Annotated in this window: 24 protein-coding genes; 13 read left to right on the top strand and 11 right to left on the bottom strand. The window is 65.0% G+C overall.

Translation table 11 applies throughout. The features are described from left to right. Positions 1–252: 252 nt before the first annotated feature. The 3 genes from PSV33_RS17470 to PSV33_RS17460 form a co-directional block, all read right to left on the bottom strand. Positions 253–981 (bottom strand): glutathione S-transferase, encoded by a 729-nt coding sequence (locus PSV33_RS17470; RefSeq protein ID WP_300563659.1) that lies wholly within the window; start codon positions 979–981, stop codon positions 253–255. Positions 982–1057: 76 nt separating this feature from the next. Further along, positions 1058–2257, bottom strand: a complete 1200-nt coding sequence (locus PSV33_RS17465) for a class I SAM-dependent methyltransferase (protein ID WP_300563657.1) — start codon at positions 2255–2257, stop codon at positions 1058–1060. A 190-nt stretch (positions 2258–2447) separates the two neighbouring features. Then, positions 2448–3044, bottom strand: a complete 597-nt coding sequence (locus PSV33_RS17460) for a hypothetical protein (RefSeq protein WP_300563656.1) — start codon at positions 3042–3044, stop codon at positions 2448–2450. 337 nt (positions 3045–3381) lie between these two features. Here PSV33_RS17460 and PSV33_RS17455 point away from each other — a divergent pair, with 337 nt between their 5' ends. Next, a complete protein-coding gene (locus PSV33_RS17455) occupies positions 3382–3552 on the top strand; it encodes a hypothetical protein (RefSeq protein WP_300563655.1) in 171 nt (56 codons plus the stop codon). A 300-nt stretch (positions 3553–3852) separates the two neighbouring features. Further along, a complete protein-coding gene (locus PSV33_RS17450; protein ID WP_300563654.1) occupies positions 3853–4878 on the top strand; it encodes an OmpA family protein in 1026 nt (341 codons plus the stop codon). A gap of 68 nt (positions 4879–4946) precedes the next feature. On the opposite strand, the gene PSV33_RS17445 is transcribed toward PSV33_RS17450, so the two are convergent. Further along, positions 4947–6116, bottom strand: coding sequence for an acyl-CoA dehydrogenase family protein (locus PSV33_RS17445; protein WP_300563652.1), 1170 nt, complete (start codon positions 6114–6116; stop codon positions 4947–4949). A gap of 168 nt (positions 6117–6284) precedes the next feature. Here PSV33_RS17445 and PSV33_RS17440 point away from each other — a divergent pair, with 168 nt between their 5' ends. Together PSV33_RS17440 and PSV33_RS17435 are read left to right on the top strand one after the other, a co-directional pair. Then, complete coding sequence (locus PSV33_RS17440; protein WP_300563650.1) at positions 6285–7490, top strand: acetyl-CoA C-acetyltransferase; 1206 nt, start codon at positions 6285–6287, stop codon at positions 7488–7490. Next, complete coding sequence (locus PSV33_RS17435) at positions 7490–9649, top strand: 3-hydroxyacyl-CoA dehydrogenase NAD-binding domain-containing protein (protein WP_300563648.1); 2160 nt, start codon at positions 7490–7492, stop codon at positions 9647–9649. The genes PSV33_RS17440 and PSV33_RS17435 overlap by 1 nt, the downstream gene beginning before the upstream one ends. A gap of 4 nt (positions 9650–9653) precedes the next feature. Here the strand turns inward: PSV33_RS17435 and PSV33_RS17430 are convergent, their stop codons facing one another. Genes PSV33_RS17430 through PSV33_RS17410 form a run of 5 tightly spaced genes read right to left on the bottom strand, consistent with a single transcriptional unit; the run spans position 9654 to position 14830 of the window. After that, positions 9654–11129 carry an AMP-binding protein gene (locus PSV33_RS17430; RefSeq protein ID WP_300563646.1) on the bottom strand — a complete coding sequence of 492 codons (1476 nt, stop codon included), beginning with the start codon at positions 11127–11129 and terminating at the stop codon, positions 9654–9656. An 8-nt stretch (positions 11130–11137) separates the two neighbouring features. After that, positions 11138–12424 (bottom strand): acyl-CoA dehydrogenase family protein, encoded by a 1287-nt coding sequence (locus PSV33_RS17425; RefSeq protein WP_300563644.1) that lies wholly within the window; start codon positions 12422–12424, stop codon positions 11138–11140. Between the two features lie 20 nt (positions 12425–12444). Continuing rightward, positions 12445–13227, bottom strand: a complete 783-nt coding sequence (locus PSV33_RS17420; protein ID WP_300563642.1) for an alpha/beta fold hydrolase — start codon at positions 13225–13227, stop codon at positions 12445–12447. 3 nt (positions 13228–13230) lie between these two features. Then, positions 13231–14277: a peptidase M29 gene (locus tag PSV33_RS17415; protein WP_300563640.1), complete on the bottom strand. Its 1047-nt coding sequence runs from the start codon at positions 14275–14277 to the stop codon at positions 13231–13233. 19 nt (positions 14278–14296) lie between these two features. Further along, on the bottom strand, positions 14297–14830 hold the full coding sequence (locus PSV33_RS17410) for a flavin reductase family protein (protein ID WP_300563638.1): 534 nt from the start codon (positions 14828–14830) through the stop codon (positions 14297–14299). 86 nt (positions 14831–14916) lie between these two features. On the opposite strand from PSV33_RS17410, the gene PSV33_RS17405 reads away from it, so the two are divergent. The 5 genes from PSV33_RS17405 to PSV33_RS17385 are packed head-to-tail and all read left to right on the top strand — an operon-like array spanning position 14917 to position 18491. Next, positions 14917–15387: a MarR family winged helix-turn-helix transcriptional regulator gene (locus tag PSV33_RS17405; protein ID WP_300563637.1), complete on the top strand. Its 471-nt coding sequence runs from the start codon at positions 14917–14919 to the stop codon at positions 15385–15387. A gap of 55 nt (positions 15388–15442) precedes the next feature. Further along, the gene (locus tag PSV33_RS17400; RefSeq protein WP_300563635.1) at positions 15443–16396 is read left to right on the top strand and encodes a bifunctional helix-turn-helix transcriptional regulator/GNAT family N-acetyltransferase; all 954 of its coding nucleotides are present in this window, start codon (positions 15443–15445) and stop codon (positions 16394–16396) included. 16 nt (positions 16397–16412) lie between these two features. Continuing rightward, positions 16413–17330 carry a DMT family transporter gene (locus tag PSV33_RS17395; RefSeq protein ID WP_300563633.1) on the top strand — a complete coding sequence of 306 codons (918 nt, stop codon included), beginning with the start codon at positions 16413–16415 and terminating at the stop codon, positions 17328–17330. 7 nt (positions 17331–17337) lie between these two features. Beyond that, on the top strand, positions 17338–17922 hold the full coding sequence (locus PSV33_RS17390) for a chromate transporter (protein WP_300563631.1): 585 nt from the start codon (positions 17338–17340) through the stop codon (positions 17920–17922). Next, positions 17919–18491, top strand: coding sequence for a chromate transporter (locus tag PSV33_RS17385; protein WP_300563629.1), 573 nt, complete (start codon positions 17919–17921; stop codon positions 18489–18491). The genes PSV33_RS17390 and PSV33_RS17385 overlap by 4 nt, the downstream gene beginning before the upstream one ends. Before the next feature lie 70 nt (positions 18492–18561). On the opposite strand, the gene rlmB is transcribed toward PSV33_RS17385, so the two are convergent. Continuing rightward, complete coding sequence (rlmB, locus tag PSV33_RS17380; RefSeq protein WP_300563627.1) at positions 18562–19311, bottom strand: 23S rRNA (guanosine(2251)-2'-O)-methyltransferase RlmB; 750 nt, start codon at positions 19309–19311, stop codon at positions 18562–18564. Between the two features lie 111 nt (positions 19312–19422). On the opposite strand from rlmB, the gene PSV33_RS17375 reads away from it, so the two are divergent. Continuing rightward, a complete protein-coding gene (locus tag PSV33_RS17375) occupies positions 19423–19590 on the top strand; it encodes a hypothetical protein (protein WP_300563626.1) in 168 nt (55 codons plus the stop codon). A 2-nt stretch (positions 19591–19592) separates the two neighbouring features. After that, positions 19593–20432, top strand: coding sequence for an adenylate/guanylate cyclase domain-containing protein (locus PSV33_RS17370; protein ID WP_300563624.1), 840 nt, complete (start codon positions 19593–19595; stop codon positions 20430–20432). Positions 20433–20505: 73 nt separating this feature from the next. Here the strand turns inward: PSV33_RS17370 and PSV33_RS17365 are convergent, their stop codons facing one another. Further along, on the bottom strand, positions 20506–21138 hold the full coding sequence (locus PSV33_RS17365; RefSeq protein ID WP_300563622.1) for an ATP-binding cassette domain-containing protein: 633 nt from the start codon (positions 21136–21138) through the stop codon (positions 20506–20508). A gap of 211 nt (positions 21139–21349) precedes the next feature. Here PSV33_RS17365 and PSV33_RS17360 point away from each other — a divergent pair, with 211 nt between their 5' ends. Beyond that, positions 21350–21973, top strand: coding sequence for an arylesterase (locus tag PSV33_RS17360; protein WP_300563712.1), 624 nt, complete (start codon positions 21350–21352; stop codon positions 21971–21973). Beyond that, positions 21970–23025 (top strand): tRNA 2-selenouridine(34) synthase MnmH, encoded by a 1056-nt coding sequence (mnmH, locus tag PSV33_RS17355; RefSeq protein WP_300563620.1) that lies wholly within the window; start codon positions 21970–21972, stop codon positions 23023–23025. Before PSV33_RS17360 ends, mnmH begins: the two co-directional genes overlap by 4 nt. Positions 23026–23082 lie beyond the last annotated feature (57 nt).

Below are 23082 nucleotides of genomic sequence, written 5' to 3'. Positions count from 1 at the left end.
AAGGGTGATGATGGTCAGCTTGTGTGGACTGGACGGGCCCCCGGTGATGCCGGGGGTGCCCTGCTGCCAACGCAGTTTTTTCCAGTTCAGAAGTCCATCGTGGAACGCGCTCCAGCCGCTCGCGGTCAGGCAGGGACAACCCAGCCTGTAGGAGAGGACGCCGTACGCTCGCCCCCTGCATCCAGGGCCGGTTCGCATGCGCCGGCCTCGGGTTCACGCACCAGGCTCAGCCGGGAAGTTCAGGCACGCAGTTCAGTCATCCAGCTCGGGATAACGCCGGAAAATGCCTTCTTCGTTGAAGGGAATGCGGCGCGCGCTGGCGAGATAGGCGGCCACGTGCGGGTGCTGCGCCACCCGGGCATGCAGGCTGGCCACCAACGGGGCTTGCTGCAGGGCTCGCCCCGTGGCCAGCGGAAAAGCGTAGAGCAGTCCTGCCACGAGCTGGAACAGCGACAGGTCGGCGTAACTCAGGCGGCCGCCCACCAGGCAGGCGCTGCCCCGGGGGTTGCGCGCCAGCACGCTTTCGAACCAGTCAAAAAATTTCGGGATGCGCTCTTCCCGAAAGGCCTTGGCCCGCCGTGCGGCCTCTTTCTTCTGGTCTTCGTAATACAGGCCGGTGGCTATCGGATGGTGGGTGTCGTGGGCTTCCATCACCGCGTCGGCAATGGCCAGCTGCAGCTGGTGGGTCCACAGGCGCTGCACCTCATTTTTGGCAACCAGACCCAGGCGTGGGCCGAGGTAAAGCAGGATGGCCGCCGTCTGGCCGATGACGGCCTTGCCGTTCACCAGGAAGGGCGGCGCGAACGGCGGGTGCGGCACCGTCGGGCTGTCGAGGTAATGCATCATGGCCGCGACGCCCTGCCCCCGGCTTTCTGCACCGCGCGCCACGTCCACGTAGTCGGCGCCGGCCGCCTCCAGTGCGAGCCGCACAAACTCGCCGCGCCCCTGGATGGTGGGCCAGTAATGCAACTCATACGGCACGGGCATCTCCTTGTGTGAGCCAGAAAATCATGAGAAAAAGGCCTGCAGCCCTTTATCCATGAGCGAAAGCAGCTATCTAATTCATAGCAACAGACGTTTCCTCCGTCCTGGCAGCCAGTCGCCAGAGCGAGGTGACTTCCGCCGCCCGGGCCGCGTGCAGGGCGTCGCTGGCATCGGCTGCCTTCGGATGCTGCGGCTTGATGTCCACTCGCGACAACACCTGCAGCCCCGCCGCGGCGATCCACTCCAGCAGCTCGCTGCGCGAGCGCAGACCCAGGTGTTCGGCCAGATCCGACAGGATCAGCCAGCCCTCCCCGCCCGGCGCCAGATGTGTCGCCAGCCCCTGCAGGAAACCGCGCAACATGCGGCTCTCGGGGTCGTACACCGCGTGTTCGACCGGCGAGCTGGGGCGCGCCGGCACCCACGGCGGGTTGCAGACGATCAGCGGCGCGCGTCCGTCGGGAAACAGGTTGGCTTGCTGCAGCGTGACGCGCCCGGCCAGGGCTAGCCGCGCGAGGTTTTCCCGGGCGCAGGCCAGCGCGCGCGGGTCCTGATCAGTGGCGATCACCTGCTGCACCCCGCGGCGCGCCAGGATCGCCGCCAGCACACCGGTGCCAGTGCCGATGTCAAAGGCCAGGCCGTCGGCGCTTGCGGCCGGCGGCAAAGGGGTTTCGGCCACCAGGCTGAGGTACTCGCCGCGCACCGGCGCAAACACGCCGTAGTGCGGGTGAATACGTGCGCCGCCCAGCGCGGCGATCTCCACCCCCTTCTTGCGCCATTCGTGCGCGCCGATCAGGCCCAACAGTTCGCGCAACGAGCTCACGTAGCTGTCCTGCGCCGCGTCGCCCGGGCCGTAGGCTTCACTGCAGGCCTGTGCAACATCCGGCGCCCTTCGCAGGCTGCTGTGATGAGCGCCATCAAACTCGAGCACCAGCATGGCCAGCGTGCGCGCACGATGTGACTGGGCCTGGCGGTGCTGGTTGAAGGCATCCAGCGACGAGACCGCGGCCGCGTCGGCCCTGGCCTTGGTTTTCTTGATCTTTTTTGGCTTGTCGATGCGTCTGGCCAGGGCCTGCAGCAACTGCCGTGCATTCTGGAAGTCCCCGCGCCACAAAATGGCCGTGCCCTCACTGGCCAGGCGAAACGCCGCGTCGGCCGTCAGGGTGTCGTCGGCCACCTGCACCCGTCTGGGCGGCGCCGCGCCGCTTTCTGAACGCCAGCGGGCGGAACGGGTCTGACCATCCTCGACCCAATGGATGCGGGCCGGCTCGTTCATGCCTGGGCTTTCGATGCGGGGACGCAGTGGGGGGCATCTGCCCGTGCAGGCAAACGCAGGAAGAAAAGAGGCATCGGACAAACCCGGTCGGTGAACAGACCGCCATTATCCCGCGCGGTGCGGCATCCAGGTCTGTAGCACGCAGGCGTGAGGGCGCGCTTTCATGCGCCGGTATTTTCGGCTTGCGCTACTAGCGGCTGTCCTTGCCGTCGGCGCCGGTCAGCGGCGCGAGGTCGGACGAGTAGGTGCGGTCGCCGATGGTCATCTCACTGCTGCTTTGCCAGGCAGACTCGAAAGCTGCCAGTTCCTGCGCCGTGGCCCGCTCGTAACGACGCAGGTTGGAAGCCCGCACTGCGTCAGGGCTGGCGCTGTCCGGCCCGGCGGCAGCTTCCGCGCGTGGGGGCTCGAAGCCCTTGAGTTCTTCGTTGACCCGCCAGTACACCGCCGGTACGCCCAGGCCATAACGGGCGAGCGCGTTTTTCCCGATCAGGGCACCGAGCGCGGCCAGGGCCTTTTGCTGGCCCTGCTCACTCTCCATGAAATCGGTGGACAGGTCCATCATCACGACAAAGCTGTGCCCCCGCTTGTCGGCGCGTACAACCTTGAACCGATAGCTTCCACTGAGGATGCCCCGGCTTTCCATGGTGGCCTTGACCGAATCAAAAAGCATCTCCCGGCGAAACGCCATGCGTTCGTCGAGATTCATTTTGACGGGGCCGGTCTCCGGTCCCGCCCCGCCTTCCTTGTGGCCCTGCGAGGAAGAAAACAAGTTTTGGAAGAAGGACATGGCGTGCTGCGTGTTGAATGAATGGTGCCAACCCTGGTCAATTTAGCTCTGGTGTTGCCATGGAGCTTCCGGGAGAGGTTGCGCCTTGACAACGTAGTCATCGTATTCTTTTAGTTACACGCTGTCATCTTCTGATACAGGTTAATTTGATCGCATGCGGGTGTGATAAATATCAGAAAACCGGTTCAAGAGCCGCTGGGGGCGCCATTGAGTAATACTTTTTTGCTCATTCGACCTGCAAGACCGTCGGCGTTCTCCGACAAGGCTAAAAGCCCGCGCCCGATAGTTGTGGCGAGTTTCATTGCAGATACTTGCTCATCAACTTCTGGAGGAAACAATGTCTTTTGCGCTGTATATGGTCGGTTTTGCAATTTTTATGGGTGGCCTGATCTGGGGTGCATTGGAAGCCGGCATCCCGCACGTCTACATTGGCATCGGCGCTCTCGTGATCCTGGGCATAGGCATCTTCAGCGCTGTCGGCCGCACCCGCAGCAAGGATCCCTCATGAGGTGATGGCGGGCGCATTGAGTTGGCGCTCCGGCGGACTTTCCGCCCAACCACCATTCAGGCCTTTGTGTCTGCACCGGCCCCGCTGCCAGCGGGGCTTTTTTACGCCAGACGTGGCGTCAAGCGGGCGGGCGACCAGGGGGCAAGGGTAGGTGCTGTCCCACAGCTTCACACGGGGCCCTCTGATACGGAACACCCTGGCGCGGCCCAATGCTTGACCATCGCGGCGCCAGCGGTCCGCGGTCCTCTCTTGCTTTTTTCTCTCTTATCAACGCATCGGCTCTTGTTTGAAGGACACGCCATGAAACTCACCCACATCAGAACCCTGGCTGCCACCGCAGCAGCACTTTCCTGCATGAGCCCGGCATTGCTGATGGCCCAGATGGTAGACAACCCGTCCACCTACATCATGCCCAGCATCAGCGTGGTGGACCCTGATAACCGTTTCAACGGCGGCAAGAACTTCAATGCGCTGGGCCTGCGCCTGGGTAAAGCGGTTTCGCCATCGTGGGACATCCAGGGGGGCGGCACACTGGGCCGGTCGACCCAGAACGGCATCCGCTACGAACAGGCCACACTGGGCGTCGACGCCCTGTACATGTTCAACCGCAGCAACTTCCGGCCCTTCCTGCTGGCAGGGATTGGCGCGCAGCGCGACAAGCTGCCCACCGCCAGTGCCACGTCGCCTTACCTGAGCCTGGGCGCCGGCTTCCAGGTGGCACTGTCCGAGCAGTGGTTCATGCAGGCCGACCTGCGCCGCAGCCGTGCCTATGTTCGCCACAACACCTTCGGTGCCGACCATCTCACGACCAACTCGCTCAACTTTGGTCTGAGCTACTACTTCGACAAGCCAGTGCGCACACAGGTGGCTCAGTACACGCCACCACCGGCACCGGCGCCTGTCATGACCCCGCCGCCGCCTCCTCCGCCGGTCGCGCCGGCACGTTTTGAGCGTGTGACCCTCTCGGCCACCGAACTGTTTGCCTTCGACAGTGCCCAGTTGCGCATGCCGCAGACCAAACTTGACGAAATCGCCCAGGGCCTGAGTGCCGGTCAGTACAACGGCAACGTCACCGTGACCGGCTACACCGACCGCCTGGGTTCGGACGCCTACAACCTGAAGCTGTCGCAGCAACGCGCCGAAGCCGTGCGCAACTACCTGACCAGCAAGGGTGTGGCAGCCAATCGCCTGACGGCCGTCGGCAAGGGCGAGGCCAACCCGGTCGTCACCTGCAATGACCGCAAGCGTGCAGACCTGATCAATTGCCTGGCACCGAACCGCCGCGTGGAAGTCGAGGAAATCGTGATCGAGCGCCGCGTCAACTAAGACAGCAACCAACCAGAAAAAGGGTTCCGGGATTGTCCTGGAACCCTTTTTTTTGTCCGGCGGCGCCGTCAGGACGGCTTGGCGCCCAGGCCCATGGCCCGCGTGATCACTTCCTTCATGATCTCGTTGGTACCGCCGTAGATGCGCTGCACGCGCGCGTCTGCATAGGCTCGGGTGATCGGGTACTCCCACATGTAGCCGTAGCCGCCGAAAAGCTGCACACACTCGTCCATCACCTTGCACTGCAGGTCCGAACACCAGTACTTGGCCATGCTGGCCGTCGCGGTGTCGAGCTTGTCGTCGGCAAGCAATTCGGTGCATTTGTCGACAAACACGCGCGCCACCTGCACTTCGGTCTGCAGTTCGGCCAGGGTGTAACGCGTGTTCTGGTAGCTGGCGACCGGCTGGCCGAAGACCTTGCGCTCCTTCACATAGTCAACCGTCCAGCCAATCGCCGCCTGGGCCGCGGCGACCGCGCCGATCGCGATCTGCAGCCGCTCCCAGGGCAGTTGCTCCATCAGGCAGATGAAGCCGCGATTCTCCTGAGCTGTGCCACCCAGCAGGTTCTCTGCGGGCACACGCACATTGTCAAAAAACAGCTCCGAGGTGTCCTGCGCCTTCAGGCCCAGCTTCTTCAGGCGTTTGCCCACCGCAAAACCGGGCATGCCGCGCTCGACCAGCAGCAGGCTGGTGCCCTTGGCGCCGGCCGCGGGGTTGGTTTTGGCCACCACAATCACCAGGTCAGCATGCCAGCCGTTGGTGATGAAGGTCTTGCTGCCATTGAGCAGGTAGCTGCCGTCGGCCTGCTGGATGGCCGTGGACTTCACGCCCTGCAGGTCGGAGCCGGCCGCGGGCTCGCTCATGGCGATGGCGCCCACCATCTCGCCGCTCGCGAGTTTGGGCAGGTATTTTTTCTTCTGCGCTTCGGTGCCGTAATGCAGGAGGTAAGGCGCCACGATCTCGCTGTGCAGGCCGTAGCCGATGCCGCTGAACCCAGCGCTGCTGAGTTCTTCCATCTGGACCACAGAATACAGCTTGTCGGCGCCGGCGCCGCCGTATTCCTCGGGCATGGTCATGCACAGGAAGCCGTTCTCCCCGGCCTTGTTCCAGACCGCGCGATCCACATAGCCCTGCTCTTCCCACTGGGCGTGGAAAGGCGCGATTTCCCTGTCCATGAAGCGGCGGAAGCTGTCGCGAAAGGCCTCGTGGTCGCTGCTGAAAAGTGTGCGTTCGATCATGGTGTCACCTGTTGGAGGATCTGAAAAAGTAAAAGGCAGCGGAAAGGTTTATTTATGCAAAGCGTTTGCTTGGTGAAATGAATATACTCGTTCCTGCGGCTTTTCGGCACAGCAACCGGCACCGTCCCTTGCCGGCACTGCCCTCCCCCCATTCAGCAGGAGCACCCCATGAACGAAGCATTCATTTACGACGCCATCCGCACACCGCGCGGCAAAGGCAAAAAGGACGGCAGCCTGTACGAGGTCAAGCCTGTCAACCTGCTGGCCGGCGTGCTGACCGAACTGCAGCGCCGCAACGGCTTTGACACCGCGCACGTGGATGACGTGGTGATGGGCGTGGTCTCGCCGATTGGCGAGCAGGGCTCCGTCATTGCCAAAGTCGCTGCGCTGAAAGCCGGCTGGGACTTTCGCGCCTCGGGCGTGCAGATCAACCGTTTTTGCGCCTCCGGCCTGGAAGCCGTGAACATGGCCGCGCAGAAGGTGCGCTCCGGCTGGGAAGACCTGGTGGTGGCCGGTGGCGTTGAAAGCATGAGCCGCGTGCCCATCGGTTCGGACGGCGGGGCCTGGGCACAGGACCCGGAGACCAACAGCGCCACCGCCTTCGTGCCGCAGGGCATAGGCGCCGACCTGATCGCCACGATTGAAGGTTTCAGCCGCGCCGATGTGGACGCCTTTGCACTGGAAAGCCAGAAGCGCGCGACCCAGGCCCGTGCGGCCGGCTACTTCGACCGATCGGTGGTGCCAGTTAAAGACTTCCTCGACCAGACCATTCTGGCTCAGGATGAGTTCATCAAGCCCCACACCAACCTGGAAGGCCTGGCCTCGCTGCGGCCGGCTTTTGAACAGATGGGTGGTATGGGGTTCGACCAGGTCGCCCTGACACGTTACCCGCAGGTCGAACGCATCAACCATGTGCACCATGCCGGCAACTCCTCGGGCATCGTCGATGGCGCGGCGGCGGTACTGGTCGGCTCGGCAGCCGCCGGAAAAACCCATGGGCTCACGCCGCGTGCACGCATTGTCGCGGCGGCCCTCAGCGGCGCTGACCCCACCATCATGCTGACCGGCCCCATGCCGGCTGCGCGCAAGGCGCTGGCCAAGGCCGGGCTCACGATAGACCAGATCGACCTGTTTGAGGTCAACGAAGCCTTTGCCGCGGTGGTGATGCGTTTCATGAAAGAGATGAAGGTGCCGCACGACAAGGTCAACGTCAATGGCGGTGCCATCGCCATGGGCCACCCGCTGGGCGCCACCGGCGCCATGATTCTGGGCACCCTGATTGATGAGTTGCACCGGCGCAAGCTGCGTTACGGCCTGGCCACGCTGTGTGTGGGCGGCGGCATGGGCATTGCAACCATAGTGGAAAGAGTCTGATGAAAACCATCCAATACGAACTGGCCGACGGCATTGCCACCCTCACCTTCGATGAGGAAGGTTCACCGGTCAACACCATGTGCGCCCAGTGGCAAAAAGACCTGACCGAAGCCACCGCACAGGTGGTCAAGGACAAGGACGTGATTCGCGGAATCGTGTTGGCGTCCAACAAAAGCACCTTTTTTGCCGGCGCCGATCTCAAGGCCACGATGCGCCTGAAGGCATCGGACGCGGCGGCGGTGTTCCAGGAAATCGAGCAGACCAAAAAGAACTTCCGCACGCTGGAGACCCTGGGCAAGCCAGTGGTCAGCTGCCTCAACGGCACGGCGCTGGGCGGCGGCTGGGAGGTGGCGCTGGTTGGCCATTACCGCATTGCCGTCGATGACAAAAAGATCCAGTTCGGCCTGCCCGAAATCACGCTGGGGCTGATTCCCGGCGCCAGCGGCATCACCAAGATGACGCGGCTGCTGGGCCTGATGGGCGCGCAGCCCTACATTCTGGAAAGCAAGCTGTTCAACCCGCATGAAGCACTGGAGCTGGGCCTGGTGCACGAACTGGTGCCGAACGCCGCCGCGCTGCGGCCTGCGGCGCTGGCCTGGATCGCCACGCATGATGGCACCGCCGCACCGGCGCACCACCCTTGGGACGACAAGAACTACAGGATGCCTGGCGGCACACCCGCCAACCCCAAGATCGCCGCCATGCTGGCGGTGGCGCCGGCCGTGCTCAAGCAGAAGACACGCGGCCTCTACCCGGCCCCCGAATATGCACTGGCGGCCATGGTCGAGGGCGCGGAGGTCGATTTCGACACGGCGCGGCGCATCGAATCGCGTTACCTGGCCCGGCTGATCGTGAGCCCGGTGGCCAAGAACATGATCAACACCTTCTTCTTCAACATGAACGCGATCAAGTCCGGCCGCTCGCGTCCGAAAGATGTCCCGCGTTACAAGCCGCAGAAAGTAGGCCTGCTCGGCGCCGGCATGATGGGTGCGGGCATTGCCTACGCCCAGGCCAGCCGCGGCATCCCCACCGTGCTCAGGGATGTGAGCCAGGACAAGGCCGATGCGGGCAAGGCCTACAGCGCCAAACTGACGCAGGCTCGCGTGGACAAGGGCCGCATGAGCCCGCCCGACCAGGCCGCTCTGCTGGCGCGCATCAGCGCCACCGACAAGGTGGCCGACCTGGCCGGCTGCGACCTGATCATCGAAGCCGTGTTCGAGCGCCGCGACCTGAAAGCCAAGGTCACGCAGGAAGCCGAGCCCTTGCTGGCGCCCGGCGGCTTTTTTGCGTCCAACACCTCCACCCTGCCGATCAGCGGGCTGGCCACGGCGAGTGCGCACCCGGACAAGTTCATCGGCATCCACTTTTTCAGCCCGGTCGACAAGATGAAGCTGGTCGAGATCATCCGCGGCAAGCAGACCGACGATGACACCGTGGCGCGCGCTTTCGACTACGTACAGGCCCTGGGGAAGATCCCCATCGTGGTCAATGACTCGCGCGGTTTCTACACCAGCCGCACCTTTGGCACCTTTGTGATGGAAGGCGCGGCCATGCTGGGCGAAGGCATTCCTGCGGCGGCGATTGAAAACGCCGGCATTCAGTGCGGCATGCCGGTGGGCCCACTCGCCGTGCTTGATGAGACCGCGCTGTCACTGAGCGTGCACGTGCTGGACCAGACCCGCGCCGACTATGTGGCCGAGGGCAAGACCTACATCGCCACGCCGGGCGAGCTGATCGTCGAGCGCATGGTCAAGGAGTTCGACCGCAACGGCCGCGCTGCGGGCGCCGGCTTCTACGACTACCCGCAGGAGCAAGGCGCGAAGAAAACCCTCTGGCCCGAACTCAAGCCCCTGTTCGAGAAGCCCGGCGCGGCCTGGAACATCACCGAGCTCAAGGACCGGCTGCTCTACCGCCAGGCTGTGGAGACCGCGCGCTGCCTCAGCGAAAACGTGCTGACCAGCGTGCACGACGCCAACATCGGCTCCATCTTCGGCATTGGTTTTCCCGCCTGGACCGGTGGCGCGATGCAGTTCATCTACAGCATGGGCGTGGACGACTTTGTGCAGCGCGCCGGCGAGCTGGCGGCCCAGTACGGGCCGGGCTTTGCACTGACAGAAGAAGTCAAGGCCGCCATCCGCAAGCACCAGCCGGTGTATTGAGGATTTATTGCGCTGCGAGGCTGGCCAGCAGGCCGGTTTTCTGCACCTTGCCCAGCGCGGTTTTTGGCAAGGCGTCGCAAAACAACACACGTTTGGGGTGTTTGAAGCGGGCAAGCCGCCCCTCGAACAGCTGCAGCACCTGCGCCGCATCGAGTTCCGCGCCGGGCGCCTTGACCACCACGGCCACCACCACCTCGCCCCAGCGTGCGTCAGGCTGGCCCACCACCGCGGCTTCCAGGATCTGCGGGCAATCTGCCAGCAGGTTTTCAATCTCGGCGGGGTAGACGTTTTCGCCGCCCGAGATGATCATGTCTTTGGAGCGTCCCACCACCTCGTAAAACCCGGATTCATCACAACGCGCCAGGTCGCCGGTGAGGAACCAGCCATCGGCAAAAGCCGGGTTGCCGGTATCGGCCCAGTAGCCACACATCACATTGGGCGCACGCACGCAGATTTCGCCGACCTCGCCCGGGGCCACAGCCCGGCCCTGCGTGTTGACGAGTTTCACTTCCACATGCAATCCGGCCCTGCCTGCGGCACCGACATGCTGCATCGCATCGGCCCGGCGCAGGTAGATGGAGACCGGGCCGGTTTCGGTCGCGCCATACACCTGCCCAAGCGGCACACCGCGTGCGTGGATGGCCGCAATCATGGCCGCGGGAATCGTGGACGAACCCGCGGCCAGAAACCGCAGGGAAGAAAGATCGGCCGAAGCAAAATCGCCATGGTCCAGTACCGCACGCAAGGTAGCCGGCACCATCAATGACAGCGTGGGCCGCCGCCTGGCCACATCGGCTAGCCAGGCCGCCGCATCAAAACGCGCATGCAGGGTCACGGTGGCACCGGCATGCAGGGCCGGCAGGGTCTGGATGCACAGGCCGCCCACATGAAACAGGGGCAACACACTCAGCACGTGGTCGTCCTGCCTGAGCTCATGCGCATGCGCGGAGATCACGCAGTTCCAGATCAGGCCGGACTGCGTGTGCAGGGCGCCCTTGGGCCGGCCGGTGGTGCCCGAGGTATAGACCAGCAGCACGGGCGAAGCGTAACCGCCCGCGAGGACACCGGTGCCCGCACCCCTGCCATCCAGCGCCAGACCATCGGCAGGCATCAAACGGCAGCCCTGGGTCGCGGCCAGCGCGGCAGCTGCCGCAGCATGTGCGCTGTCGCTGACCAGCAGGCTCACTCCGGCGTGCCCAAGAATGGTCGCATGTTCGGGCGCGGCCAGCCGGTGGTTGAGCGGCAGCAGAATTGCCCCGACGCGGGAAAGTGCAAACAGAAGCACCAGCATGACCGGGTCGTTGAAACCCAGCCAGGCCACCCGGTCGCCCGGCTGCACACCGGCTGCCAGCAACACCCCGGTTGCGCGTTCAATGCGCTGCCACAAGGCGGGATAGGTGATGTCCTCCCCCGCCGCGTGGACAGCCACCTGCTGCGGCGAAAACTGCGCGTGCCGCTCAATGATCTGCGCGAGGTTCATGCCCAAAACTACAGCACGGCCTGTTCGTCCTGTTCACCGGCCTCGTACAGGCACTCGCGGCCGAGCCGGTCGATGCACAGCTCCGCGGTCCAGGGCAGCATCAACGAGCCGCAGCGCGAATCACGGTACATGCGCTCCAGAGGCAGGGTCTTGAGCATGGACTGGCCGCCGCAAGTGCGCACCGCCAGGCGGCAGATCTCGTTGGCGTTTTCCATGATGGTGTAGTGCGCCGCGTAAAGCCCGAGGCGTATTTCCTTGGAGGGATCAACACGGGCAGCGCGCGCATTCTGCAGAAAGATGGCGCGCGTCTGCTCCAGCCGGACCTTCATTTCTGCCACGGCGATCTGTTTGGTCGGGTACATGCGGCGCTTCACCGGCGGCGTGCCGGGCACCTCGCCGCGCAAATACTGCACCGTGAAGTCGTAGGCCGCCTGGCAGATGCCCATATAGGTCGGCGACAGGGTCGCAAACATGTGCGGCCAGCGTAGCGCGGCCTGGGCATACAGGCCTTCGGGAATCAGGCGCTCGATCTCGGGCACAAACACGTCCTTGAAGATCAGCGTGCGCGAGACGGTGCCGCGCATGCCCAGCGGGTCCCAGTCGCCGGTGACGCTGACGCCTTCCAGGTTTTTGTCGACCGCGAGGTACAGCGAATCGCGCTGCGTGGCACCGGGCTTGTCCAGCGTGCACAAAATACCGTAGTAGTCGGCCGCACCGGCCAGCGAGGCAAAAATCTTCTTGCCGTTGACGATGTAGCCGCCGTCAACCTTCCGGGCCAGGGTGCCGAAAGGCGCCTTGCCGGCGGCAGCGGCACCGCCTTCGGAAAACGGCTGCGAATAAATCTTGCCCTGCTTCACCACACGCTCGTAATGCACCTTGCGGTGCGCTTCGTGGTTGGCGCGCTGCGCGGGCGTCATGTCGAGGTCATCGGCAATGAAGCCGGTCCACATGGTCGAGCTGACATGCATGTTCAGTGTCAGCGCGGTTGCGCCGCAATGCCGGCCAATTTCGGCGGCGGTCATCACATAGGTGGCAAAGTCGGCGCCCCAGCCGCCGTGTTCTTCGGGCACGCAGATGCCAAGCAGGCCGGCTTCGCGCAGGTCGGCGTAGTTCTCGAAGGGAAACACCGCATCACGGTCGATCTGCTGCGCGCGCGGTGCGAATTTTTCGCGCCCGAGACGGGCGGCAATCGCCAGCAGTTCGGTCTGTTTGGGCGTGAGTTCGGTGTAGTCGCCGGCGATCGAAGGCGGCAGGTAGCGGGCAGCAGGAGGTGGGGAGACAGGCAGTGCAGACATGGTCGGTTCCTCGGGTCAGGTCAGGGCAAGAAGTGTTGTTTCAGAAATGTCAGGACAGCCTGGTTGAACAGCGCGGGCTGCTCCAGGTTGGCAATGTGGCCCACCTGCGGCAGGCAGGCGTAAGCGGCAGCCGGAATGCGGCCGGCCATTTTTTCCACCACGGCGGGTGGCGCGTTGAGGTCCAGCTCGCCGGCCAGGCACAGGGTGGGCACGGCGATGTCGCCCAGCGCGGCCAGCCTGTTGAAGGAGACAATGGCCGACAGCGCGGCGCGGTAACTTTCTGCGGGTACGCGGGCCATCAGCGCGGTGGCTTCGGCAATACGCGCCGGCTCCGCGTCGGGTGCGAACATGGTCGGTACCAGCTGGCCGGCCAGGCCCGCCATGCCCAGCCCCTGGTCCAGCGGCGCAAAGCGGCTCTGCAAAAACTGCTGCTGCCAGGTGCCATCGGACTTGCCGAAAGCCGGCGAGGTGCTGTAGAGAATCAGGCCGTGGACCAGCGCGGGATGCAGCGCTGCCAGTTCCTGGGCGATCATGCCGCCCATGCTGTGGCCCAGCAGCACGTTGCGTGTTGCGCCGATGTGGTCTATCAGGTTCTTGAGGGCACCTGCCAATGCGGCATTGCTGCAGGAGGCCAGCGCCGGCGACGCGCCGTAACCCGGCATGTCCCAGGCCACCGTCCTGAAACCCTGGCTCGCCAACACCGGCTGGTTGTGCGCCCAGGCCTCCTTGCCGCCACCCACGCCATGCAGCAGGAACACGGCGGTGTCGCCCTCCCCCTGCTCAAGATAAGCCGGATGTGTCATGGCTCAGGCCAGCTCGCCCGTCAAACGCCCGGCGTCCACGATCACCCGACCATCCAGGGCCACGGTGCAGCCGCGCAGCGGCAGGTCGAAGTGCCCCTGGGTGTGGCGCCCCGCCACCTCGTTGGCGCCTGTCGAGTACAGGAAGTTGCCGGCAAAGGCACGCAGCTCGGTGCCGTTGAAGTCCTTCTTGTCGTACAGGGCCATGGCGTCCCAGCGTGCCTTGGGATTCATGCCCCAGCCGACGTGCGAGACGGCATAGGCCTCGCGGTCGCCCCAGGCGGCCCAGTAGCTGCGCATCAGGTCGGCATCCACATGCTGGCCGGCAATGTCGGTCACAAAATCGTTTTCAATCGTCAGTACCACCGCCTGTTCGAGATAACGCTTGAAGGTCAGGTTGACATCGCCGGGGGCCAGCACCAGCTTGCCATTGACGCTGCCTTTCGCCGGAAAGGCCAGGCACAGGCCGCCCGGCCAGTGCGAGATGGTGCCGGGCCGGGCGGTGTAACCCCAGCCGCCGCCGGCCTGCGCACCCAGCAGAGAGATGCTCAGGTCGGTGCCTGCCTGCGAGGTCACACGCATGACCTGGGCGCCGCGCAGCAGCTTGATGCCGGCCTTGACCTTGGGCTCGAGGGCCGGATCGGGGACACAGCGCTCAAGGATTTCGGGGTGTTCGTTGGACACCATGAGCACGCGCGCGCCACCCTGCAGAATCTCCGGCAGCTCGGCCGCATGCAGCAGGCCTTCCACCGTCAGGTCCGCCACAAAGGTGCTGGCGGCGAGGGCCTGCACCACCGGGGCCAGCTGGCCGATCGCGTCCGAGGCGCCCGTCGAGCGCACCGGCACCGGTGCGGCCAGCCGGGGGGTGCTCAGCACCAGGTGAAAGGCCCGCGCGCCCAGGCGCGCCAGCGCCAGCTCGGCGAGCTGCACATTGATCGGCCGCGACTGCGTCTCGGACAGGATGGCTGCCGTGTCGCCGGCCTTCACGCCACACAGCGCAAAAGTCTCGGCGAAGCAGTTTATCCATTTGGCTTCAATTCTTTCCTGCAGCATGAAAACTCTTTCTTAAAGGCTAAAGGCGTGATCCGAGCGCGAAATACCCGCCAGCATGAAACAGCAGCGGCGCGGCCTCGGACAGCGTGAAGCGCTCGACTTCGGCAATGAACAGACAGTGGTCGCCGGCGATTTGCCGCGACACCGTGCGGCATTCGAACCAGGCGCTGGCGCCATGCAGGAGCGGCAGGCCCCAGGCGTTTTCCGCATGCGGCACCCCTTCGAACTTGTCGGCCTGGGGCGACGCAAAACGGCGCGACACCTCCACCTGGGCTTCGGCCAGCACATTGACGACAAAACGCTCCGCCGCTTCAAAGACCGGCAGGCTGGGCGAACTGCAGCGCAGCGACCAGAGGATCAGCGGTGGGTCCAGCGACAGCGCCGAGAACGAATTGACCGTGAGCCCGACAAAGGGACCGCTGCCGGCACGGCTGGTCACCACCGTGATGCCGGTGGCGAACTGACCCAGCGCGATGCGCAGGGCCCGGCTGTCCGGTGCGGCGGCGAGAACAGGGGCATCGGGACCCGGGGTAGCTTGCAGGGCAACATTCATTCGTCGCATAATATATGAATATTCATGCAATACGCAAGCGCACCAACCCGCCCTCCAACCCGACCGCCTCTTGGGCGAGGCACACCATGAGCCGCTCCCGCAAACCGGCCGGTGCGCCAGCGGCTGAGGGCCGCTTCATCGACGGCTACCTGTCCTACCTGCTCGCGCGGGCCAGCCACACCGTGTACAGCGAATTCCACGCCCAGGTCCAGGCGGCTGGTTTGAGCCAGCTGGAATGGCGGCTGCTGGCCACCTTGTCGGACGGTGACGGCCTGACGATTGGCGAACTGGCGCGCGAGATCCTGGCCCAGCAACCCACGCTGACGAAACTCGTGCAACGCATGGAAAAAGCCGGCTGGGTGCGGCGTGGCGAAGACCCGGCCGACGCACGGCGCACCCTGGTGTTCGAGACCGAACAGGGCCGCGCCACCGTGGCCGCGTTGCTGGCCCAGGCCAAGGTGCACGAAACCTCGCTGCTGCAGGGCTTCAGCGAACGTGACGTCACGGCCCTGAAAAAGATCCTGCGCACCCTGATCAGCCGCGGCGACGGGGGCTGACACCAGTTGCCGAGTCGGCGCCGATTACTTGACTTTGTCAAGTAATTGATAAATCATGGCTGTCATGACACCGAGCACCGCTTCCACATCCGTCTCCGCTGCCCACGTCAAGGCGGTTCGCCGCTTCAACCGCTTCTACACCCAGCGCATCGGCGTGCTCGACCCCTACCTGGGCAGCGAATTTTCACTGACCGAGGTGCGTGTGTTGTACGAACTGGCGCATCGCGACCAGCCCACGGCCACGGAACTGGGCCGCGACCTCGCGCTGGACGCGGGCTACCTCAGCCGCATCCTGCGCCGCTTCGAGCGCCAGGGATGGATGGCCCGCAGTCCTTCGCCCGCCGATGCCCGGCAAAGCCTGCTGCAACTCACCGAGGCCGGCCACCAGGCTTTTGCACCGCTGCAGCAACGCTCGCGCGACGAGGCGGCCGCGCTGCTGGCACCGCTGGCCAGGCCGGCGCAGCAGCAACTGACCCAGGCACTGGCCACCGTGCAGCGCCTGTTGGCGCCTGCCACTTCCCCCGCGAAACAAAACGTCGTGCTGCGCGATCCGCAAGCCGGCGACATGGGCTGGGTGGTGCAGCAGCATGGCGAGGTCTACGCCCGCGAGTACGGTTGGGACAGCAGCTTCGAAGCGCTGGTGGCGGAGATCGTCGCGGGTTATGTGCGCCAGCACCAGCCCGACTGGGAGCGCTGCTGGATCGCCGAGCTCGATGGCGAACGGGTCGGTTCGGTGTTTGTCGTCCGCAAGTCAAAAACCGTGGCGCAACTGCGCCTGCTGATCCTGACGCCGCAGGCGCGCGGCCTGGGCCTGGGCGCGCGCCTCACCGATGAGTGCCTGGCCTTTGCGCGCAGCAAGGGCTACAAAAAAATGGTGCTCTGGACCAACAGCTGCCTGGGCAGTGCCCGGGACATCTATGCCAGGCGCGGTTTCAAGCTGGTCAACAGCGAGCCCTACACCGGCTTCGGCAAAGACCTGGTGGGCGAGACCTGGGAACTGCGGCTGTGAACCACCCGCCGCCCCGGTGAAGCTCAACCTGGCTCTGCTGGCCGCTGCCGCCACCGGTGTGCAGGTCGGTGCCGCCATCGTGGCCTCGCGTTTTGTCGTTGCCGACGTCCCGCCGCTGACGCTGGCGCTGCTGCGTTACGCGATTGGTTTTGCCTGCCTGCTGCCCTTCGCCTTGAAGTCTTTTATGGCTCCAGCCCTTTATGGACGGGCGCGAGCAGCTCTTAAAAATATAGCAACCAAAGACTGGCTGGCGATGGCCGCGCTCGGCATCGGCCAGTTTGCGGTGTTGATCGCGCTGCTCAACTACGGCCTGCAGCACATCGGTGCAGGCCAGGCGGCGCTGATTTTCAGCCTGTTCCCGCTGCTGACGCTGTTGCTGTCCAGCGCGCTCGGGCGCGAACGCATTTCTACCGCGCTGCTGGCCGGCGTGTTGCTGTCCATCACCGGCGTGGCCTTGTCGCTGTGGCCCAAACTGCAGGCGCCGCACGCCGGCCACTGGTGGGGAGAGGCCGCGGTGCTGGCCAGTGCGGGCGTCGGCGCACTGTGCAGCGTGTTGTACCGCCCTTACCTGCAGCGTTACCCGACGCTGGCCGTGTCCAGTTATGCGATGCTGGTGTCGGTGCTGTTTCTCGGCCTGCTGGCCCTGGCCGAACACTGGCCGGCGCGGGTTTTGGCCCTGAGCCTGCAGAGCTGGACCGTGGTCGCCCTGATCGGTATCTCCAGCGGCGTCGGCTACTTCTGGTGGCTCTATGCGCTCAAGCACGAGTCGCCGACGCGGGTCACCGTGTTTCTCGCGCTCAATCCGCTGACGGCGGCCCTGCTTGGTGTGCTTTTTCTCGGTGAAGCCCTTTCCTCATGGGCGTTGGCAGCTATATTTTTAATAGCGTCCGGCTTGTGGCTGGCGACCCGTGGCGCAGCACCGGCCCGGCGATAATCGGAACATGAATGCATCGCCCGGCACGCAGGAAGCCATCCGCCCCCAGCCCCAGTCCCTGACCGACCTGTTTGTTTCCTTCACCCTGCTGGCGCTGCAGGGTTTCGGCGGTGTGCTGGCCGTCGTGCAGCGTGAACTGGTCGAGAAAAAACGCTGGATGACGCGCGAGGAGTTTGTCGAGGAATGGGCCGTGGCGCAAATCATGCCCGGACCCAATGTCGTCAACCTCTCGCTGATGATTGGCCACCGTTATTTCGGCCTGCGCGGCGCGCTGGTGGCCCTGGCCGGCATGCTGGCGGTGCCGCTGCTGGTGGTGTTGCTGCTGGCGCTGGTGTATGCCCAGTTCGCCGACAACCCCGGCGTGGCCGGCGCCCTGCGCGGCATGGGGGCGGTGGCGGCCGGCCTGATCGCCGCCACCGGCCTCAAACTCATGGGCGCGCTGAAAACCCACCCGCTGGGACTGCCGGTCTGCATTGGCCTGGCCGTGGCATGTTTTGCCGCCATCGCCCTGCTGCGCCTGCCGCTGGCCTATGTGCTGCTCGGACTGGGCGGGCTGGCCTGCACCCTCACCTACCGCAAGCTCGCCCCATGAGCCTGAACCTGCAATGGACGGACTGGCTCGCCATGTTTGTGCATTTCCTGTCGCTGTCCTTGCTGTCCATCGGCGGGGCCATCACCACCGCGCCCGACATGCACCGCTACCTGGTGGACCGGCAGCACTGGCTGACCGACCCGCAGTTCAATGCCTCGGTGGCGATCGCGCAGGCCGCGCCCGGCCCCAACGTGCTGTTTGTTGCGCTGATGGGCTGGCATGTGGGGCTGAACGCGGGTGGCCCGTTGCTGGGCCTGCTCGGCGTGCTGGTCACCATGCTGGGCATCATGCTGCCCAGCACCACCTTGACCTACCTGGCCGCCAGCTGGGGCCACCGCAACCGCAACCTGCGCTGGGTGCGCGCCTTCAAGCAGGGCATGGCCCCCATCGTGATTGCGCTGCTGATTGCCACCGGCTGGATCCTGGCCAGCGCCAACGTCAGCAGCCTCAAAGACTGGCCGGTGGCGCTGCTGACCGTGGTGACGGCGCTGGTGGTCTGGCGCACCCGCACGCATCTGCTGTGGCTGCTGGGTGCCGGCGCCCTGCTGGGCTGGTTTGGCTGGATTTAAATAAAAACGGGCTTGCGCCCATACGGAACATGCGCCGGCAGCTATCAAAAAGATAGCTTTTGCAACGCATTCAGCGGCGCTGGCGCAGCGCCTCGTAAAGGCAGACGCCGCTGGCCACCGACACGTTGAGGCTTTCGACCGCGCCGTGCATCGGGATGCGGACCAGTTCGTCGCAGGTCTTGCGGGTCAGCTGGCGCATGCCCTCGCCTTCGGCGCCCAGCACCAGCGCCACCGGGCCCTTGAGGTCCACGTCGTAAATGGTTTTTTCGGCATCGTCGCTGGTGCCTATGCACCAGATGTTGCGTTCCTTGAGCTCGCCCAGGGTACGCGCCAGGTTGGTCACCATGAAATAAGGCATGGTTTCGGCGGCGCCACTGGCCACCTTGGCAACGGTGGCATTGATGCCGGCCGCATGGTCCTTGGGCGCAATCACGGCGTGGGCCCCGGCACCGTCGGCCACGCGCAGGCAGGCGCCCAGGTTGTGCGGATCGGTCACGCCGTCGAGCACCAGCAGCAGCGGCGCCTCGCCCCCGGCGGCCTCAAGCTGCTCGAGCAGTTCGTCCAGTGACTTGACCTGCGGCACGGCATCAACCCGCGCCACCACGCCCTGGTGGCCGTGGCTGCCGCACATCTTGGCCAGCCGCAGCCCGTCCGACTCGATCAGCCGGATGCCGGCCTCACGGGCACGGTCGACAAACTGGCGCATGCGCGCGTCGCGCCGCGACACGTCAAAAAACACCTCGAAAACGGATTGCGGGGCGGTTTTGATGCGCACGCCGACGGCATGGAAGCCGAACAGGACTTTGGGGGAAGAAGACATCCCCGATTATCGCTGCACCACCTGTCCGCCAGACGACGGGCGGCGCCGGGAGGATGAACGGCAAGAGCGTCTGTCTAAAATAGTAACGAAATGTTTTCAGGATAGTGCCTCATGGGCTTACGTCTCAAATTCAATCGTGTGCTGATGTTCCTGGCCGGCGTGGTCGCGGCGGGCCCGCGAGCGCGCCTGCGGCTGCAGGACGGCGCCCATGAGGGGCTGGTGCACAACATGCGCCTGGTGATGGCCGCGGTGCCGTTCGTCTGTGCCTGGGAATATTGAGCATGACCCTGACGCCGGCCTCCGCCAGCCCGCTGCACGTGGCGGATCTGGACACGGCCGCGCTGCGCAGGAACGTGCTGGGCACCTTGATGTTCCTGCGCCTGGTGACCTCGTCAAAACGTCCGGTGGGCCAGCAGATGGCGCTCGGCGAACGCTTCAACGAACTGATAGGCAAGGCACTCAAGGGTGTGGCCGAATCCTCGCGCATCGTGACGGACACCGGCGACGGTGTCGCCATCTGCTTTCTGGGCGACCCCGAGGAAGCGCTGCAGTCGGCGCAGCTGCTGCGCGGGCTGCTGCTGCAGAAGTACGGCCAGTTGCTTGCACTACGTATCGGCCTGCACCTGGGGCCGGTGCGCATGGTGCTGGACGCCCACCAGCGCGTCAGCCTGGTCGGTGACGGCATCAACGTCGCCCAGCGCATCATGGACTTTGCCCAGCCCAACCAGATCGTGGTCTCGCGGGCTTTTCACGACCTCATTTCGCGCATCATGGACAACGCCGCCGGCATGTTCAGCGCGCTCGGCCCGCACCTGGACAAACACCTGCGTTCACACGAGATCCATGCCGTGCTGGACGGGCCACCCCCGCCACCACCTGCCGCGCCGGCGAGCAGCGGGTTCGAAAACACCGCCTCGTTCGCGGCCCTGGCCACGCTGACCCCCGAGGCGGTGGCTGACATCGAGGCCGAACTCGCCAGAAGCATCGGGCCGCTGGCCAAAGTTCTGGTCGGCAAGGCGCTGCCACGCACCGTCAGTGCCCAGGGCCTGCGCAAGCTGCTCGCGGTCTGCATCCCCGACCCGTCAGCGCGGCAGCTGTTCATCCAGCCGGACAGGCACTAGACCCCGCCCGAACTTGCTCCGGTATCAATAGCACTCTTCGCACACCCATCAAGGGCTGACAGCCCATTTGACCCTAAGCCGCAACGACCTGACCGGCCTCGATGGTGATGCGCCGCTCGCAGCGCGCGGCGATGCCGGGGTCGTGGGTGACGAGTACCAGCGTGGTACCCAGTTCCTGGTTGAGCTCGAACATCAGCGCCATGACTTTTTCGCCGGTGGCAAAGTCCAGGCTGCCGGTGGGCTCGTCGGCCAGCAGCACCGCCGGTTGCACCACAAAAGCCCGGGCCAGCGCCACCCGCTGCTGCTCGCCGCCCGACAGCACCTTGGGGTAGTGGCCCAGACGCTCACCCAGGCCGACCCGCTTGAGCATCTCGGTGGCCTGCGACCGCGCGTTCTTCGCGCCCGACAGTTCCAGCGGCAGCATGACGTTTTCCAGCGCAGTGAGGTTGCTCATGAGCTGAAAACTCTGGAACACAAAACCGACTTTTTGCGCGCGCAGCGCCGCGCGGTCGTCTTCGCTGAGGGCAAACAGGTCCTGGCCGGCCAGCCTTACCGTGCCCTGGGTCGGCGTGTCCAGCCCGGCAATGATGGACAGCAGCGTGCTTTTGCCGGAACCGGAAGCGCCGACAATGGCGGCAGTCTCCCTGGCGGCGAGTGCGAAGTCAATATCGCGCAAAATGGTCAGCGTGCCCGTCGAGTCGCTCACGCTCTTGAAAACATGCTCGACGGAAATAATTGAAGATGAACGGTCTCCCGCCCCCGCCGCTGAAGTGGGCGGCGCCGGAGAAACAGGAACAACAGGTTCAAACATGCCAGCCTTGTCGGATATTTCGGGAACTCTTTTTGGAACGCATCGCCCTGACTTTACCAAGCCCGGGCGGCGCGCGGCGCTGCTCGGCCTGATGCTCTGCAGTTTCATGCTGGTATTGCCGCAGAACGGGCAGGCCCAGGCTCAGGCCGCAGCCAAACCCGTGGCCGGCGCCGGCCCGACGATTCTGGTGGTCGGCGATTCGCTGAGCGCCGAATACGGCCTCAAACGCGGCAGCGGCTGGGTCAACTTGATGGCGCAGCGCCTGGCCAGCGAAAAAATTCCGGCCCGGGTGGTCAATGCCAGCATCAGCGGTGACACCACCTCTGGCGGGCGCTCGCGCCTGCCGGCCCTGCTGAGCCAGCACAAGCCCGGCGTGGTCATCATCGAGCTCGGCGGCAACGACGCCTTGCGCGGCCTGCCGCTGGACATGACCGAAGGCAACCTGCGTGCCATGACCCAGGCAGCGCAAAAAGCCGGCGCCAAGGTGTTGCTGGTGGGCATGCAGGTTCCGCCCAACTATGGGAGCGACTACGCGGCCAGGTTTTCCGGCCTGTTTGCCAAGGTCGCGAAAGAGCGCAAGGCGGCTCTCGTGCCTTTCCTGCTCAAGGGCGTGGGCGACACCGACGATGCCACCCGGCTGTTTCAGGCCGACCGCATTCACCCTAACGAGCAGGCGCATCCCCTGATGCTCGCCAATGTCTGGCCGGAACTGGGAAAACTTCTCAAGTGAGCGTCGACCGCATCACGGCCCAGGAGGCGGTGGTCCGCCTTGCCGACTTCCCAACCATCATCGACGCGCGCAGTGAAGGCGAATACGCCGAAGACCACCTGCCCGGCGCCGTCAACTGGCCCAGCCTGAACGACGAAGAGCGCAAGATCGTCGGCACGCGTTACAAGCAGATCAACCAGTTCGAGGCAAAAAAACTCGGTGCCGCGCTGGTTGCCAAAAACATTGCGGCCCACATCCAGCGCGAGGTGCTGGACAAGCCGCGCGAATGGCAGCCGCTGGTGTACTGCTGGCGCGGTGGCAAGCGCAGCGGCTCGCTGGCGCTGATCCTGGACCAGATCGGCTTCAAGGTCACGCTGGTGGACGGCGGCTACAAAGCCTTCCGGGCCGCGCTGGTGGCCGACCTGCCGCAACTCGCCGCCCGCCACAGCTACCAGGTGGTGTGCGGCACCACCGGCAGCGGCAAGACCCGGCTGCTACAGGCCCTGCAGGCCCAGGGCGCGCAGGTGCTGGACCTGGAGGCGCTGGCCAACCACCGCAGTTCGGTGCTGGGCCTGATCCCCGGCGTGCCGCAGCCCAGCCAGAAGGCCTTCGACAGCCTGATCTGGGCCGCATTGCGCAGCTTCGACCCGGCCCGCCCGGTCTACATCGAAAGCGAAAGCAAGAAGGTCGGCAACGTGGCCGTGCCCGAAGGCCTGATCGCCGCCATGCGCGCCGCCCCCTGCCTGCAGCTGGACCTGGCCGAAGACGAGCGGGTCGCACTGCTGCTTGAGGACTATGATTTTTTCGTCAGGGACATCGCGTTTTTCTGCGAACGCCTGGGCGCGCTGACCGAAGCGCGCGGCAAGGACACCGTGCAGGACTGGCAGGCGCGTGCGCGCAGCGGCGACGTGGCTTCTGTGGTGCGCGAGTTGCTGGTCAGGCACTACGACCCGGTGTACCTGCAGTCAATGCGCCGCAACTTCAGCCACTATGAAGCGGCCCGGGTCCTTGCGCCACGCGACCACACGGCCGCGGCGATGACCGAACTCGCGGCCAGCATGCTGGCCAGCTGAAACACAGGCGCCAACAAACAGGCCCCGAAGGAACAGCTGCCTGTCCCTGCGGGGCCT

The organism is Polaromonas sp., assembly GCF_029945895.1.
GTDB lineage: Bacteria > Pseudomonadota > Gammaproteobacteria > Burkholderiales > Burkholderiaceae_C > Polaromonas.
The sequence above is the reverse complement of the archived record's forward strand: the minus strand, read 5'-3'. Positions and strand labels throughout refer to the sequence as shown.

Bases quoted from the DNA above. Each gene is read 5' to 3' on its own strand.
- PSV33_RS17465 (WP_300563657.1), bottom strand. From the start codon at position 2,257: ATGAACGAGCCGGCCCGCATCCATTGGGTCGAGGATGGTCAGACCCGT.
- PSV33_RS17460 (WP_300563656.1), bottom strand. From the start codon at position 3,044: ATGTCCTTCTTCCAAAACTTGTTTTCTTCCTCGCAGGGCCACAAGGAA.
- PSV33_RS17455 (WP_300563655.1), top strand. From the start codon at position 3,382: ATGTCTTTTGCGCTGTATATGGTCGGTTTTGCAATTTTTATGGGTGGC.
- PSV33_RS17450 (WP_300563654.1), top strand. From the start codon at position 3,853: ATGAAACTCACCCACATCAGAACCCTGGCTGCCACCGCAGCAGCACTT.
- PSV33_RS17445 (WP_300563652.1), bottom strand. From the start codon at position 6,116: ATGATCGAACGCACACTTTTCAGCAGCGACCACGAGGCCTTTCGCGAC.
- PSV33_RS17440 (WP_300563650.1), top strand. From the start codon at position 6,285: ATGAACGAAGCATTCATTTACGACGCCATCCGCACACCGCGCGGCAAA.
- PSV33_RS17435 (WP_300563648.1), top strand. From the start codon at position 7,490: ATGAAAACCATCCAATACGAACTGGCCGACGGCATTGCCACCCTCACC.
- PSV33_RS17430 (WP_300563646.1), bottom strand. From the start codon at position 11,129: ATGAACCTCGCGCAGATCATTGAGCGGCACGCGCAGTTTTCGCCGCAG.
- PSV33_RS17425 (WP_300563644.1), bottom strand. From the start codon at position 12,424: ATGTCTGCACTGCCTGTCTCCCCACCTCCTGCTGCCCGCTACCTGCCG.
- PSV33_RS17420 (WP_300563642.1), bottom strand. From the start codon at position 13,227: ATGACACATCCGGCTTATCTTGAGCAGGGGGAGGGCGACACCGCCGTG.
- PSV33_RS17415 (WP_300563640.1), bottom strand. From the start codon at position 14,277: ATGCTGCAGGAAAGAATTGAAGCCAAATGGATAAACTGCTTCGCCGAG.
- PSV33_RS17410 (WP_300563638.1), bottom strand. From the start codon at position 14,830: ATGAATGTTGCCCTGCAAGCTACCCCGGGTCCCGATGCCCCTGTTCTC.
- PSV33_RS17405 (WP_300563637.1), top strand. From the start codon at position 14,917: ATGAGCCGCTCCCGCAAACCGGCCGGTGCGCCAGCGGCTGAGGGCCGC.
- PSV33_RS17400 (WP_300563635.1), top strand. From the start codon at position 15,443: ATGGCTGTCATGACACCGAGCACCGCTTCCACATCCGTCTCCGCTGCC.
- PSV33_RS17390 (WP_300563631.1), top strand. From the start codon at position 17,338: ATGAATGCATCGCCCGGCACGCAGGAAGCCATCCGCCCCCAGCCCCAG.
- PSV33_RS17385 (WP_300563629.1), top strand. From the start codon at position 17,919: ATGAGCCTGAACCTGCAATGGACGGACTGGCTCGCCATGTTTGTGCAT.
- rlmB (WP_300563627.1), bottom strand. From the start codon at position 19,311: ATGTCTTCTTCCCCCAAAGTCCTGTTCGGCTTCCATGCCGTCGGCGTG.
- PSV33_RS17375 (WP_300563626.1), top strand. From the start codon at position 19,423: ATGGGCTTACGTCTCAAATTCAATCGTGTGCTGATGTTCCTGGCCGGC.
- PSV33_RS17370 (WP_300563624.1), top strand. From the start codon at position 19,593: ATGACCCTGACGCCGGCCTCCGCCAGCCCGCTGCACGTGGCGGATCTG.
- PSV33_RS17360 (WP_300563712.1), top strand. From the start codon at position 21,350: ATGCTGGTATTGCCGCAGAACGGGCAGGCCCAGGCTCAGGCCGCAGCC.